The sequence below is a fragment of the Oceanidesulfovibrio marinus genome, from assembly GCF_013085545.1.
Lineage (GTDB): Bacteria > Desulfobacterota > Desulfovibrionia > Desulfovibrionales > Desulfovibrionaceae > Oceanidesulfovibrio > Oceanidesulfovibrio marinus.
The window spans coordinates 3,087,374-3,101,671 of record NZ_CP039543.1 but is presented as its reverse complement, the minus strand read 5'-3'; the positions used below and the strand labels follow the sequence as shown (position 1 = coordinate 3,101,671).

General features: G+C 63.8%; 14 protein-coding genes. 10 read left to right on the top strand and 4 right to left on the bottom strand.

Translation table 11 applies throughout. The features are described from left to right. The first annotated feature begins 2 nt into the window (after positions 1-2). The 4 genes from E8L03_RS13665 to E8L03_RS13650 all read left to right on the top strand — a co-directional run bounded on the left by E8L03_RS13665 (position 3) and on the right by E8L03_RS13650 (position 4,102). Positions 3-2,144, top strand: a complete 2,142-nt coding sequence (locus E8L03_RS13665; RefSeq protein ID WP_171267646.1) for a ribonuclease catalytic domain-containing protein — start codon at positions 3-5, stop codon at positions 2,142-2,144. Beyond that, positions 2,141-2,740: a glycerol-3-phosphate 1-O-acyltransferase PlsY gene (gene plsY / locus E8L03_RS13660; RefSeq protein ID WP_144234310.1), complete on the top strand. Its 600-nt coding sequence runs from the start codon at positions 2,141-2,143 to the stop codon at positions 2,738-2,740. Before E8L03_RS13665 ends, plsY begins: the two co-directional genes overlap by 4 nt. 59 nt (positions 2,741-2,799) lie before the next feature. Beyond that, complete coding sequence (locus E8L03_RS13655) at positions 2,800-3,246, top strand: universal stress protein (protein WP_171267645.1); 447 nt, start codon at positions 2,800-2,802, stop codon at positions 3,244-3,246. 67 nt (positions 3,247-3,313) lie between these two features. Then, the gene (locus E8L03_RS13650) at positions 3,314-4,102 is read left to right on the top strand and encodes a D-alanyl-D-alanine carboxypeptidase family protein (protein WP_171267644.1); all 789 of its coding nucleotides are present in this window, start codon (positions 3,314-3,316) and stop codon (positions 4,100-4,102) included. A gap of 110 nt (positions 4,103-4,212) precedes the next feature. Here E8L03_RS13650 and E8L03_RS13645 read toward each other — a convergent pair whose 3' ends face one another. Both E8L03_RS13645 and E8L03_RS13640 read right to left on the bottom strand, forming a co-directional pair. Further along, positions 4,213-4,725, bottom strand: a complete 513-nt coding sequence (locus E8L03_RS13645) for a hypothetical protein (RefSeq protein ID WP_144234313.1) — start codon at positions 4,723-4,725, stop codon at positions 4,213-4,215. A gap of 99 nt (positions 4,726-4,824) precedes the next feature. Further along, on the bottom strand, positions 4,825-5,637 hold the full coding sequence (locus tag E8L03_RS13640) for a universal stress protein (RefSeq protein WP_144234314.1): 813 nt from the start codon (positions 5,635-5,637) through the stop codon (positions 4,825-4,827). 140 nt (positions 5,638-5,777) lie between these two features. Between E8L03_RS13640 and E8L03_RS13635 the strand changes: the two genes are divergently transcribed. The 3 genes from E8L03_RS13635 to E8L03_RS13625 are packed head-to-tail and all read left to right on the top strand — an operon-like array spanning position 5,778 to position 9,726. Then, positions 5,778-7,145: an ABC transporter substrate-binding protein gene (locus E8L03_RS13635; RefSeq protein WP_235896521.1), complete on the top strand. Its 1,368-nt coding sequence runs from the start codon at positions 5,778-5,780 to the stop codon at positions 7,143-7,145. Next, on the top strand, positions 7,142-9,010 hold the full coding sequence (locus tag E8L03_RS13630; RefSeq protein ID WP_235896522.1) for an ATP-binding protein: 1,869 nt from the start codon (positions 7,142-7,144) through the stop codon (positions 9,008-9,010). The genes E8L03_RS13635 and E8L03_RS13630 overlap by 4 nt, the downstream gene beginning before the upstream one ends. After that, positions 9,007-9,726 carry a response regulator gene (locus E8L03_RS13625; protein ID WP_144234316.1) on the top strand — a complete coding sequence of 240 codons (720 nt, stop codon included), beginning with the start codon at positions 9,007-9,009 and terminating at the stop codon, positions 9,724-9,726. Before E8L03_RS13630 ends, E8L03_RS13625 begins: the two co-directional genes overlap by 4 nt. Before the next feature lie 185 nt (positions 9,727-9,911). Here the strand turns inward: E8L03_RS13625 and fabF are convergent, their stop codons facing one another. Continuing rightward, complete coding sequence (gene fabF, locus E8L03_RS13620) at positions 9,912-11,159, bottom strand: beta-ketoacyl-ACP synthase II (RefSeq protein ID WP_144234317.1); 1,248 nt, start codon at positions 11,157-11,159, stop codon at positions 9,912-9,914. Positions 11,160-11,289: 130 nt separating this feature from the next. Beyond that, positions 11,290-11,664 (bottom strand): winged helix-turn-helix domain-containing protein, encoded by a 375-nt coding sequence (locus tag E8L03_RS13615; RefSeq protein ID WP_235896523.1) that lies wholly within the window; start codon positions 11,662-11,664, stop codon positions 11,290-11,292. A 179-nt stretch (positions 11,665-11,843) separates the two neighbouring features. Between E8L03_RS13615 and E8L03_RS13610 the strand changes: the two genes are divergently transcribed. From E8L03_RS13610 to E8L03_RS13600, 3 genes are all read left to right on the top strand, one after another. Further along, positions 11,844-12,683, top strand: coding sequence for an ABC transporter substrate-binding protein (locus tag E8L03_RS13610; RefSeq protein ID WP_235896524.1), 840 nt, complete (start codon positions 11,844-11,846; stop codon positions 12,681-12,683). An 81-nt stretch (positions 12,684-12,764) separates the two neighbouring features. Further along, complete coding sequence (locus tag E8L03_RS13605) at positions 12,765-13,460, top strand: ABC transporter permease (protein WP_144234318.1); 696 nt, start codon at positions 12,765-12,767, stop codon at positions 13,458-13,460. A gap of 1 nt (position 13,461) precedes the next feature. Further along, positions 13,462-14,112 carry an energy-coupling factor ABC transporter ATP-binding protein gene (locus E8L03_RS13600; RefSeq protein ID WP_171267643.1) on the top strand — a complete coding sequence of 217 codons (651 nt, stop codon included), beginning with the start codon at positions 13,462-13,464 and terminating at the stop codon, positions 14,110-14,112. Positions 14,113-14,298 lie beyond the last annotated feature (186 nt).

The window sequence follows — 14,298 nt, the reverse complement described above, 5'->3', positions numbered from 1 at the left end:
CATTGTCAGGTTCCACTGTGCGCCACCCGGTACCGGGCTGCGTAGTCGAGTTCATGCAGTCCAACCGGCCGCAGATTGCCTTTGTGGCGGGCGAAAAAAGCGGACGTCTCAAGCTGCTCACCCTGAACAGCCGGGAGATGAATCATAAGCCTGAACGGCTCCTGCCGTGGTTCGGACCGCAGTACGACCCGAACCTCTCGCGCCAGGAGGTGCTCGACCTGCTGGCAAAGCATGAGGAGCGGCGCAGCGCCATCGAGTCCGAGGTAGACGCCATGGAGCTCTGGGACTTTGCCCAGGGCGAGGTGGCCACCGCCGGGGTGGACTGGTTTGCCGGCCTGATCTGGGACGGCGACGACACCAGGGACGTGGACCATCTGGCCGCGCTGGGCCGGGCGCTGCTGGGCTGCAAGACGCATTTCAAGCTCAATCCGCCGGTCTTCGCCATCCACCCGGAAGAAAAGGTGGAAACGAGGCTGCGCGAGCAGAAGATAGCCGAAGAGCGCGAGAAGCTGGCCGCGGCCGGACGTTCATTCTTCAAGCAGCTCTGGGATGCGCGCCAGCGCACCGGCACCGTGCCGGTCAAGGACGCCGGAGCGTGGGCCGCCGAGCTGGGGGACGATCTGTCGGCCCGGCTCGCGGATCTTCTGTGTACGCGTATGGCCCGGCCCGAGGACCAGGAGAGCGAGCAGGTCTGGCGAGTGGTCAGCAAGGGCCTGCCCGAGGTGCCGCACCTGCCGTTGCTGCTGGCCCAGGCCTGGGGCGTGCTGCCGGCGCATTACAACTTCCATCTGGACCAGAACGATTATACATCCGGCGACGGCTGGTGGACGGAGCTTGAGCCCGAGGTGCGTGAGCTGCAGACCTTGATGGCGCAGGAAGCCGCCGCAGCCGAGCTGCGCACGGACGGGCTGCTTGGCCGCCTGGTGAGTGTGGACGCAGCCACCACCAAGGACCTGGACGACGCCTTTGCCGTGGAGCCCCTGGAGAACGGCGAGGGCTGGCGCGTAACCATCGCCCTTGCCTGCCCGGCAATGTACTGGCCCTGGGGCGGGGAGCTGGACCACGCCGTGGCCTACCGCGCCTCCAGCCTCTATCTGCCGGAAGGCGCCAGCCACATGATGCCCGAGGTGCTGGGCACCGAGGTCTTCAGCCTTTGCGAGCAGTCCCCGCGGCCGGCCCTGCTGGTGACGTGCGAGATCAACCGCGAGGGCCGTCTGATCTCCTGCACGCCGGACGCCGGCTGGGTGCGCATCGCCGCGAACCTGACCTACGACCAGGCCGAGGAGGCCATCGCCAGCGAACAGGACGATCACGGTGCGAACCTCGCCGCCGGGTACGAGCTGGCCGAGGCGCTCCGTGACGGCCGCATCGCCTGCGGCGCGGCGCTCATCATGCGCCAGGAGCCCGAGGTAGAGCTGGAAGGCGAGGCCGCGGACACCCGCGTGCGCCTGGTGTACAAGCCGGAGACGCCGCGGTCGCAGCTGCTGGTCAGCGAGCTGATGATTCTGGTGAACCGCGCCGTGGGCTCCTGGGCCGCGGAGCGCTCCATCCCCCTGTACTACCGCACGCAGAACATCGCCCTGCCCAAGGAGAGCGCCGGCGTGTGGGAAGCGCCGTACGAGGTCTACCGCGTGGTGCGCGCCCTCGGCCCCTCCTGTCTGGAGACGCGGCCGGCTCGCCACGCCACCCTGGGAGCCGAGGCGTACAGCCCGGTGAGCTCGCCGCTCCGGCGCTATGCGGACCTGATCAACGAAGGCCAGATTCTGTACGCTTTGAAGCACGACGCGCCGCGCTTGGATGTCGGCGCAATGGAGTCCATGCTCACCTCCCTGGTTGCGCGCATGGAGGCCGTGGGCCGCATCCAGCGGTTCCGGCCGCGCTACTGGAAGCTCCTGGCCGTGAAGCAGTCCAAGAACCCCACGTACGATGCACAGATCGTGGACGAGGCCCCGAGCTTTGTCACGGCGGCCGTGCCGGACTTGCAAATTTTCGTGCGCGGGCCCAAGAAGATGTTTGGGGACAAGATAGTACCCGGGCAGCATTTCTCCGTGCGCCTGGGCAAGGTGGACCCCCTGGCCAACGAGATCCACGTGCTGGAAGCGTGGGAGAGTGAGGGCCAGGACACCAACGGGAGGGATGAATGACCTACGTGCTTCTGGTCCTCGGGGCGTACCTGCTGGGCTCCGTGCCGTTCGGCTATGTAGTGGGCCGGCTCTGCGGAGTGGACCCACGCAAGGAAGGCAGCGGCAACACCGGGGCCACGAACCTCGCGCGGACCTGCGGCCTGTGGGTCGGCATCGTTGTCCTTGTCCTGGACTTCGGCAAAGGGTTCCTGCCCGTGTTCCTGGCCCTGGAGATGAACGCGCCGTGGCCGTGGGTCAGCCTGGCCGGCTTTGCTGCGCTCGTGGGCCACTGCTACTCGGTCTTTCTCTGCTTCAGGGGCGGCAAGGCCGTGGCCACCACCATCGGCGTCTTTGCCGCGGCGGCCATACTGCCCCTGGCCGTGGCCACGCTGCTGTGTGTGGCGGCCATCGCGGCGTCCGGCTTCGTCTCTCTGGGCTCGCTGGCGCTCGTCACCAGCATGCCTCTGTTGTTGCTGGCGTTCGACTCGCCGCGTTATATTGCATTGAGCATCGCCGTGCTGCTGCTCGTGTACTGGCGGCACCGCGAGAACATCGGCCGGCTGGCGCGGGGCGAGGAAAAGCCCTGGCGCCGCAAAAAGCAGGCGGAAGAGAAGTAATCCCGGCGGACGTGCGCCACACCGTGGCGCAAACGAAAATTTCATACGAGGGTAACAGCATGCGAATTCTCGTCCCCGTCGATCTCGGACCGGCCACGGACAAGGTGATCGAGATGACCGAGGCCCAGGCCAAAGCGTTCGGCGCGTCCGTGGAGCTACTGCATGTGACCGTGCCGGAACCGGACTTCGTGGGCTACGGCCCGGGTCCCCAGCACGAGCGCGACCAGGTCGCATGCGACATGAAGGAATCGCGGCGCAAGCTCACGGCGCTCAAGGAGCGGCTCATCGAGGCGGGCATCGAGGTCTCGGAGCGCATGTACCAGGGCGTGCCCGAGGAGAAGATCCTCGAAGAGGCCAAGCGCTCGGACATCGACCTCATCATCATGGGCCTTGCACGGCACTCCTTCTTCTACCGCATGTGGGTGGGCAGCGTGGGCGAGGAGCTCTACCGCCAGGCGCCGTGCCCGCTGCTGTTCGTCCCCGCTCCGGAAGACGCCGAAGGCTAGGGGAACGGGCCTGGTCGTCGCATTTTTCGACCGCGCCAAGGCGTCGGCGGCTCTGCTCGTCTGCCTGGTGCTGCTGATTGCCGTTGCCGGCGTCGCGCACGCTCAGGAGAGAATCCCACCGGCGCGGCACACGGCCGCCGCTGTGCTTGTGGATGCGGACACAGGCGACGTGCTCTTTGCGCGCAATGCAGACATGCGTATCGCGCCGGCCTCCCTCACCAAGATCATGACCCTGCTGCTGGCGCTGGACGCCGTGGCCGCAGGGGAGACGTCCATGGACGACGTGGTCCGCGTGGACGGCTCGGTGAACGGTGTGTACGGAGCGAAGCTCGGGCTGAAGCCGGGCGACACGCTTACCGTGGACGAGGCTGTCCACGGGGTGGCCGTGGCTTCGGCCAATGACGCGGCCGTGGCCCTGGCCGTGCACATCGCCGGCAGCGAGCAGGCGTTCGTGGCCCGGATGAACGCCAAGGTTGTGGAGCTCGGCCTGGCTGACACGCACTACGCCAACCCCAACGGCCTGCCGGCCGCCGGACAGCGCACCACGGCGCTGGACACGGCGCGGCTCTCCCGCTTCTACATCCGCCGCCACCCCGAGGCCCTGGCCATCCACAGCATGCGCAGCTACGCCTTCCGGGGCGTGACCCATACGAACCACAACACCCTGCTGCGCTCGTACCCGGGCATCGACGGCCTGAAGACCGGTTACATCAAGGCCTCCGGGTACTGCCTGGTCGCCACGGCCATGCGCAACGGCGTGCGACTGATCTCCGTGGCGTTGGGCGCGCCCAACCCTGCCGCGCGAGACGCGGCCAGCCGGGAGCTGCTGGACTACGGTTTCTCGCAAAAGCAGTAGCGGTTCGGAACGCCACGCCGGCGTCGGCAAGCGCGCCATCCCCAAAAAAAACCCGCCGGACGCGAAAAGCGCAGACCGGCGGGCATAAGCTCAAAAGCAGAGCGTCGTCGCTACTTGGCCTTGGCCTTGAGCACGGCCACCTGGGTGATGATCCTGCCCAGATACTCGGTGTAGTCCTCGATGAACCGGCGGTAGGCCGTATTGTCGATCTCTGGTGCGCCGTCCTTGATGGTCTGGCGCTGTAGAGCCAGGGTGCTGGTCAGGGAGTCCAGACGCGAGTTTACATACTCAAGTATACGTATGTAGTTGTCATAGTTGCCGAAGTCAGAGTGACGGTAGAAGAAGATGATATCCAGAATGGATTCGATATGGAGCTTGGTGGCGAAAATCTTGCTGATGAAGTAGCTCGCCGTGCTGTTGTCGATCACGCCGTTATTCTTCATGGTGAAGACGATGGCGGTGTAGACGTTGACCTCCTGATGGAGGGCGACGAAGTTGTTGAACTCCTTCTCCACGTCTTCCTTCTGGAAACGGGGGCAGCCGGCGGACAGGGCAAGCAGGGCGCAGCACAGCACGCCTGCCAGGAGGGGTGCCGCGGGTTTCTGGAACATTCTGGAGCTCATGGCCGGTCTCTTCGGGAGTTGCGGTTCTGATCAGCTGGTTCCGCCACGCGGAACAGTCGCAATCATAGTCCAATCATCCACGATTGCAAAGTGTGCCGGTTACTTCGCAATCCAGAGGGAGGCGCCTCCGGAATCGTGAAACAGGTTGGCGCTCACCGAGTCCGAGAAGAGTTGTGTAATGAAGCCGTTGCCCGAGGCCGTGCGGCCCACGGCGACCACGGCGAAGCCTTCCTCCGCAGCCATTTTGGCGATGATCCGTTGTGGGCTGGAAGACTGCACGGTCTTTTGTGATATGCGCGAGGCATCGACCCCGTTGTCGCGCAAAATTCTGGCGGCGTGGTTGAGAGTCTGGTCCATGGCGGCCGGGTCCGAGCCTTTCTCCACCACGCTCAGCAGGGTCACGTCGTGGTCCTGTTCCGGTCCCAGCACGAAGCCCACGTGGTCGGCGGCGCGAAAGGCCTGCTCGGAGCCGTCCACGCAGAGCAGTACGTTCCTGCGGGTGGGGTCCGGCACGCGGCAGACCCACACCGGCGTGACGGCCACTTCCTCGATGATGCCGCGGCTGGTGCTCTCGCCCAGCATTTCCTCCAGGCGGGAAACACCGCGCCGGCCCAGCACAATGGCGTCGAACACGCCACGCCGGGCCTCGGCCAGGATGTCGCGAATAAGCGAGACACGGCGGGTGATGCTCTTGATCTGCACCGAACATTCGGCAAAGCCCAGGCTAATGCACTTTTGCCGGGCCGCCTCCAAAGCCTGGCCGGTGGCTGCATCGTTGCCGTTTTCATCCGGGGCTATGTAGAGCAGGGTGATTTTGATGGGATTCTTGTCGGTAAAAAACGAGGCGACGAAACGTACGCCGAAGAGTGCGGATTGGTCCTCGCTGACAGTGATCAACAGATTGCGTTCCATAATGAACCTCAGTGCTTGGCAGTTGTCAGCGGGCCCAGGCTGCCAGCTCCGTGCTTGACCGCCGGGTCCTTTCTGTTAGGTTTTTCTCACGTTGAGGCTAGGTCGTCCACAAAGACGGCATTTTTTTTCAGGCGGGGGCCATGAACCAGACATTTTCCCTGGCACGGGGAGTCAGGCGGCGTGACCGCCGGGATGCCGAATTTCCTGCGATACGACCGTGTCTGACGCTTCTCTTCCTCCTGCTTTCCTTCATGGCGTTGTGCGCCGCCGGTTGCGACAACGTCGGCCAGGACGGCTCTGACCAGAGCGCCGTCACGCCGGGCGTCACCAGCGACAAAATCCGCGTGGGCTCATCCCTGGCGTTGACCGGCCACGCCAGCTTTCTGGGCCAGCAGACGCTCTCCGGCGCCACCGCGTATCTCGACTACATCAACGAACAGGGCGGCGTGCATGGCCGGAAGATAGAGCTGGTGGTCTACGACGACCGCTACGAGCCGCCGCTGTGCCTGGCAAATACGCAGAAGCTCATCGTCAAGGAGAACATCTTCTCGCTGTTCTGCTACGTGGGCACGCCCACCACGGTGAAAATCATCCCTCTGGTCAAAAAGGCCAGGATTCCGCTGCTCGGCATGTTCACGGGCGCCAAGGCGCTCAGGGAGCCGTTCAATCCGTACCTCATCAATGTGCGCGCCTCCTACCACGAGGAAGTGGACGCCGCTGTGTCGCGCCTGGTGGAGGACCTGGGCTGCAAGCGCATCGCCGTGTTCTACCAGTACGACGCTTATGGCCTGGACGGCCTGCGCGGGGCGGAGATCTCGCTGCTCAAGTACGGGCTCGATCCCGTGGCCAAGGGCTCGTACATCCGCGGCACCCTGGACATAGAGCAGGCCCTTGCGCGCATCATGGCGGCAAAGCCCGAGGCCGTGGTCATGGTGGGCACGTACATGCCGTGCGCCAAGTTCATCCGCATGGCCAAGAATATCCAACCGGACCTTATCTTCTACAACGTCTCCTTCGTGGGGGCCGAGGAGCTGGTGCGCATCCTGGGCGACAAGGGCGAGCGGATTATCGTCAGCCAGGTGGTGCCGCCACCAGAGCTGCCGCAGACGCAGGACCTCTTTCCCCTGGCCAGGGAGTTCCTGGAGCAGTACGCCCAGGACCATCCGGATCAGCCGATCAGCTCCGTGAGCCTGGAGGGGTATCTCAATGCGCGCGTCCTGGTGGAGGCGTTGCGCCGCGCCGGGCCGGACCCCACCCGCGAGGGCTTCATCCGGGCCGTGCAGTCCATCCATGAGATGCCCATCGGCAAGGACGCGGTCATCCGCTTCGGCCCGCACGACCACCAGGGGCTGGACCAGGTCTATTTTACGGAGATTCGCGAAGGAAAGCTGCGGCTTCTGACCGACTGGAAGGATCTGGCCAGACGCCTGGGCAGGGCTCCGGCCCAGACTGCCCAGGCTGCGCATCCTGCAAAGCCGGGCCTGGCCGGGAAGGGTATGGTTCCATGATCCGGCAGCGGTTCCGCCCCTCCCCCATGAATCTGAAGAGCAAAATTCTTTTCAGCACGCTGGGCGTCGTACTGCTGGTGAGCGTATGCATCGCCCTTGTGGCGCGCTACATCCTGATCTCCAGCCTCACGCGGGAGCTGGAGTTCCGCGGTCTGGGCATCGCCCAGTCCATAGCCGACCGCAGCGCGCCGTTCATCCTCACCCAGGACGAGCCGGCCCTGGTGAACCTCGCCTTCGAGGCCGTGCTGGTGGGCGAGCGCCAGGACCTCATCACCTACATCTACATCCTGGATACGGAGCACAAGGTACTGGCCTCCACGTTCATCGTGCCTTTCCCCGAGTTCCTGCGCGACGCCAACCCCCTGAAGCCCGGCGACAAGCAGTCCATCCAGCCCCTGGACAACGTGCTGGGCGGATCGGTCTACGACGTGGCCGTGCCGGTGAAGGAGGGCATCTACGACGTGGGCAGCGTCCATGTGGGCTTGTCGCAGCAGCACATCGGCGCCATCGTTACCAAGCTCCGCAACATCTTCGTGGGCTTCATCGCGGGCATTATCCTGTTCATTTTCTTTTTGAGCCAGGCCCTGGCGCGGAGCATCACCAAGCCCATCCATGCGCTGATGCGCGTGGCCGAGGATATCCGCCGCGACAACCTGGAGTTTTCCATCGACTTCGACGGCCGGGCCGACGACGAGGTGGTGCAGCTTGCCGACTCCTTCGCCAACATGGTCCGGCACATCAAGGAGTACCGCGCCGAGCTCAAGCGCTCGCAGCTCAAGTACCGCTCCCTGTTCCACAGCGGGCCGGACCCCATTTTTGTCCTGGATATGGGCGGGCTGACGGTGCTGGACGCCAACCCCATGGCCACGGAGGTGTTCGGCTACTCGCGCATGGAGCTGGTGAACAAGCCCATCGTGGAGCTGGCCCCGGACGTGGTGAGCCAGCTTGCCCAGGCCTTTCCCAGCAGCGACATGGACGCCCAGGCGCGCTGCGTCTCCTTTCCCAAGAGTCTGGCCTACCGCAGCAGCAACGAGCCGTTCTACGTGAACCTCCACGTCTGCTCCACCATCTACGAGGAGCAGCCCGCGCTCATCGTCTCGGCCACGGACATCACGGACATGATCGAGAAGGACGCGCAGCTCATCCAGGCCAGCAAGATGAAGAGCCTGGGCGAGATGTCTGCGGGCATTGCGCATGAGGTGAATCAGCCCCTCAACGCCATCAAGGTGGGCAGCGAGTACCTCGAACTGCTCGCCTCCAAGGGCGAGACCATTCCGCCGGAGACCTTCGCCAAGGTGACGCGGCAGATAAGCCAGCAGGTGGACCGCGCCTCGGAGATCATCCAGGCCATGCGCCAGTTCGGGCGCAAGGCGGAGCTGCTGCGGGAGCGCATGGACCTTGCCGCGCCGGTGCGCAACGTGCTGCGCATCCTGCGCCAGCAGCTCCAGTTGGACAGCGTTAAATTGGACGTGCACCTGCCGGAAGACGTGCCGTACATCATGGGGCAGGAGAACCGGCTGCAGCAGGTTATCTTCAATCTGGTGACCAACGCCCGCGACGCCGTCTGCTCCGAAGAGGCGCAGCTTCCGCCCTCGAAACGCCGCATCGAGGTGGCGGTGTATCAGAACGACGGCATCGTCTGCCTTCGTGTTGCAGATAACGGAGTCGGCATTCCTGCATCGCGACTGGATAAAATTTTCGAACCATTTTATACCACCAAAGAAACCGGTAAAGGCATGGGCCTGGGCCTGGCCATAACCTACGGCATTGTGAAAGACTGTAACGGAGAGATCACCGTGGAGAGCGAACCCGGCAAGGGCACTGCCTTCATCCTCTCTTTCCCAGCACTGGAAGAGCCCCAATGAGAATATTGGTGATCGACGACGAACGGCCGACTCTCGAGATGATGGAACTGCTTCTCGGAGCGTTCGGCCACAGCACCTTCCGCGCCGAGACAGGCGAGGAGGGGCTCGAACTGTTTGCCAGGGAAATGCCGGACGTGGTCATCACGGACGTGAAGATGCCGGGCATGGACGGCATCGAGGTGTTGCGGCGCATCAAGGAGATCAACCCCACCACCGAGGTCATCGTGGTCACCGGCCACGGCGACCTGGACCTCGCCGTCAAGGCGCTCAATCTCAACGCCACTGACTTCATCGACAAGCCCCTGCAGCGCGACGCCCTGGAGCAGGCCCTGAAGCGCGCCGAGACGCGTCTGGAAAAAAGCCGCGGCGAGGCCAACGACATCGAGGTGGAGCACCGCGGCGACATCGTGGTCATCAAGATCCACGGCAACGTCACCTCCTCCACGGCCCCGTACCTGCGCAGCGCCATAGACGACGCCGCAGCCAAGGGTTTTTCCCAGGCCATTCTCGCCTTTGACAAGCACGCCTCCATCAACGGCGGCGGCATCAGCCTGCTGGACGGCCTGCTCAAGAACGGCACCTCCCAGCGGCTGCGCATCACCCTGGCCGGCCTGGCCGATAACTTCCGCCGCGTGCTGGACATGGTGGGCGTGTCCAAACGCACATCGATTCACGACACGGTGGACGATGCGCTGTTCGTTCTGCGCAAGGCGTAGCGCGTTTTCGTCTGGAAGCAGGGCTCCCATCTGAGACAATTCACTATTGTTTCAGATAGATGTAGAAGAGCATGGAAAGCCCTTTCACGGGTAAGATACTCCAGCCGCCGCGTTCCGCGGTCCGGCCTCCCTCTCGAAATCCGAAAAAAAGTAGCGCCTGCGGATGCAGGGTGCTCTGGACGAGTCTACCCGTTCCAGCGGGAGAAGATCACGCTGGCGTTGGTGCCGCCGAAGCCGAAGGAGTTGCAAAGCACGTTGGCCACCGTGGCCTTGCGCTTGCCTTCGGTGATGTAGTCCAGGTCGCACTCCGGGTCCGGCGTCTCCAGGTTGATGGTGGGCGGCAGCACTTCCTCCGCCAGGGACATGACGCTGAACACGGACTCGACCCCGCCGGCCCCGCCCAGCAGGTGGCCCATCATGGACTTGTTGGCGGTGATGGGGATGTCGTAGGCGCGCTTGCCAAAGACCTTCTTGATGGCGCGCGTCTCCGTGACGTCGTTGAGCGGCGTGGAGGTGGCGTGGGCGTTGATGTGCTCGACCTGGTCTGGCGACATGCCGGCGGTGCGCAGCGCTCCGTTCATGGCGCGGGCCATGCCGTCGCCGTCCTCGGCCGGGGCGGTCATGTGGTAAGCGTCGGCCGTGGAGTTGCAGCCCACGATCTCGGCCAGGATGTTGGCCCCGCGGGCCTGGGCGTGCTCCAGCGATTCGAGCAGCAGCATGCCGCAGCCCTCGCCCATGACAAAGCCGTCGCGGTTCTTGTCAAAGGGCCGGGAGGCGCGCTGCGGATCGTCGTTGCGGGTGGAGAGGGCGCGCATGGCGTTGAACCCGGCGATGCCCAGCGAGGTGATGGTCGACTCCACCCCGCCCGTGACCATCATGTCCGCGCGGCCCATGGCGATGTCGGAGTAGGCGTAGATGATGGCGTGGATTCCCGAGGCGCAGGCGGATGTGGTCACCAGATTGGGTCCTTTGGCCTGCAGCTCGATGGAGGCCAGGCCAGGAGCCATGTTCGCGATGTAGACCGGGATGCAGAACGGCGACACGCGGCGGGGGCCTTCGCGCTCCAGCTTGAGCACGGTGTCTTCGAAGATCTTCAGGCCGCCCAGGCCGCAACCGATGAGACAGCCCGTGTGTTCCTGGTCTTGCTCTGGAATCTTCTCCAGGCCGGCGTGCTGGAGCAGCATCTTGGAGCAGGCAATGGAGAAGGTGCAGAAGCGCTCCAGCCGGCGCGCCTGCTTGGCGGACATGTAGAGGGTGGGGTCGAAGCCGGTCACCTGACCGGCGAACTTGGTCAGGTGCTCGGAGGTGTCGAAAGAGGTAATGGGGGAGACCCCCGACTCGCCGGCCAGGAGCCTGCCCCAGCTTGCGGCGAGATCGTTGCCCAGAGGCGTTATTGCAGAAAGACCGGTAATGACGACTCGTCTGAGTGTCATGGAAATTTCTGGCTCCCTTGTGCTGCTCCCTCCGCCGCTTTCCGTCGGCAGGCTAGGGAGTTGTGGTGGTTCGTGTGGGTAGTAGACCCGCACTCCGAATTAAGTCAATGACCGTTCGGTTTTCTGCCGGCTATTTCTCCGGCTCTTCGAACATCCGCAGGTGCCACGGCAGCAGCTCCTCGGCGCGGTCCACGGCGAAGCGCTCCACCTCGTCGAACCACTGGGCGTAGGCCGCCATGAGCCGTTCGCCCAGGGGGGAGAGGCTGTAGCCGGCGCGGTTGCCGCCGTACTTCTCCACCAGTGGCTCGCCAAGCACCTCTTCTGTTTTTTTGAGCTTGCCCCAGGCGGCCCGGTAGGAGATGCCCATGGCCTCTGCCGCTTTTTTGAGCGAGCCGTACTCCCGGATCTTCAGCAGAAGTTGAGCCCGCCCGGAACCAAAAAGCAGCTCGCCGTCGTCCTCGATCCAGATGTTCAAGCGCAGGGTCGGTTTTTTTTTATCGCCCAATCTTTTCTCCCGGGTCTTAAAATTCTCGATGACCTTCTGAGAATATTTGCACTTTAGTCCGAAATCGATCTTCACTCAAGGATTCGGAAAAAAACTATGTATGTGGACAAAAACGGCAGGTTAAACTAATAATAATCCGGCTGGCATGGTCAACATTATAAAGCCTTTTGGAGGAGAAGATGCACAAAAAAGGAATGCGCTGGGGCTCGATCGCCCTCGGCCTGGTCATGGCACTGGCCTTTACGGTCGGCGTGGCCCAGGCGGCCGAGCAGAGCCTGATGATGGCGACGACCACGTCCACGGACAACACCGGATTACTTGATTATCTGGCGCCCAAGTTCCAGGAGGCCACCGGCATCGAACTCAAGTGGAGCGCCATGGGCACGGGCAAGGCCCTGCAGTTCGGCATCGACTGCAACGCCGACATCCTGCTGGTGCACGCGCCGCCGGCAGAGAAGAAGTATGTCGAGGAAGGACACGGCATTGACCGCCGCGAGGTAATGTACAACGACTTCGTCATCATCGGCCCGCCTTCCGACCCGGCCGGCGTCAAGGGCATGGATGTGAAGGACGCATTGACCACTATCGCCAAGAAGGGCGGCGTCTTTGTTTCCCGCGGCGACGACTCCGGTACGAACAAGAAGGAGAAGTCCCTGTGGAAGGCCGCCGGCATGGAGCTGCCGGACAAGCAGGAGTGGTACGTGCAGACCGGTCAGGGCATGCTCAAGACCATCCTGGTGGCCTCCGAGCGCGACGGCTACACCATGACCGACCGCGGCACCTTCATCAAGTACGAGGCCGAGAACAACGGCAACCCGCCGCTGGTTATTCTGGTGGAAGGCGACAAGGTCCTCTTCAACCAGTACAGCGTCATCATCGTGAACCCCGAGAAGTGCCCCAGCGTGAAGCAGGATCTGGCCAAGAAGTTCAGCGACTGGATCACTTCCGAGCAGGGCCAGAAGGACATCGCGGACTTCCGTCTGCTGGGCAAGGCGCTCTTTACTCCCAACGCGAAGTAGCATAAGCACGCCCCAGCCCTATCCCCCGCCTGGCCCGATGCTGAGGCCGGGCGGGGACTTCTGACCCACGGAACTCCGCCTATGAGCTTCATTCTCGACGGTTTTACCCAGGCTCTGCACCTGCTCGCCTCCGGCGATGCGGAGACCTTCTCCGCGGTCAAGTGCACCCTTACCGTATCATCCATGTCCATGGCCGGAACTCTGGCCCTGGGCATTCCGCTGGGCTTTTTGCTGGGGTATACGCGCTTTCCAGGCCGGCGCATCGCCAAAACGGCCGTGGACACGCTGCTTTCTCTGCCCACGGTGGTCATCGGCCTGCTTGTCTACGCGCTGGTCACCCGGCGCGGGCCCCTGGGCGATTTTGAGCTGCTCTTCACCCTGCCGGGCATTGCCGTGGGGCAGATCATCCTGGGCCTGCCCATTGTGGTGGCCTTCACGGCCACGGCCGTGGAGAGCATGGATCCCCGGCTGCGGCCCACACTGCTGACCCTGGGTGCCAACCCCAGACAGGTGCTCATGAGCACACTGTGGGAGGCGCGGTACAGCTGCCTGGTGGCCGCGGTCACGGCCTACGGGCGTATCGTCTCGGAGATTGGCATTTCCATGATGATCGGCGGCAACATCAAGTGGCACACGCGGACCATCACCACGGCCATAGCCCTGGAAACGGGCAAGGGCCGCTTCGCCATGGGCATTGCCCTGGGCCTTGTGCTCATGGTTATCGCCCTGCTGGTGAACGTCTCCGTGGTGGGCCTCAGGCGCAAGGCGGTGCAGTAAGGTGGCGCTCTACACGCTCGAAGACGTGGTCCAGCGCTACGGAAACCGCGAGGTCCTCTCGGTTCCTTCCCTGGTCATCGAAGAGGGCGAGGCCCTGGGCCTGCGCGGCCACAACGGCAGCGGCAAGTCCACGCTGCTGCGCATGCTCGCCTTTCTGGAGCAGCCGGCCGAAGGGCTCCTCTCTTTTGATGGCATGGCCAGCGGCAACGTGTTCGAGCGCCGTCGCCACGTCACCCTGCTGACCCAGGAGCCGTATCTGCTGACCACCACGGTGCGCAAGAACGTGGCCTACGGCATGAAAATCCGCGGCATGGCCGACATCGACGACGGAGTGGACAACGCGCTGGATCTGGTGGGGCTCAATCCGGATAGCTTTGCCAACCGCAGCGCGCACGAGCTTTCCGGCGGCGAGCTGCAACGCGTGGCCCTGGCCGCCAGGCTGGCTCTCCGGCCGCGGGTGCTGCTGCTGGACGAGCCCACAGCGAGCCTGGACAAGAACAGCGCCCTGCGCATCAAGGACGCGGTGACCGAGGCCCGGCGGCAACAGGGCACCACCCTGGTCATCGCCAGCCACGATATGACCTGGCTGGAATCGGTCAGCGACTCCATGCTGACCCTGTACGAGGGCCGGCCAGCCGACGACCAGGACTGATCGGGACCGACCTTGCGGTGCGGGTTCCTGCGCCTCCAGCTCCAGATGACGCGCGCAAAGACAGGCCGTATCGATGTGCAGATAAGGGCTTGTCCTAGTTGATTTTAGCGCCACATAAGCGTATCGATTTGCTACAGCCCAACGTGCTGGCGTGAGCATTCCCCACGGAAAAACGGACAGAGGTCG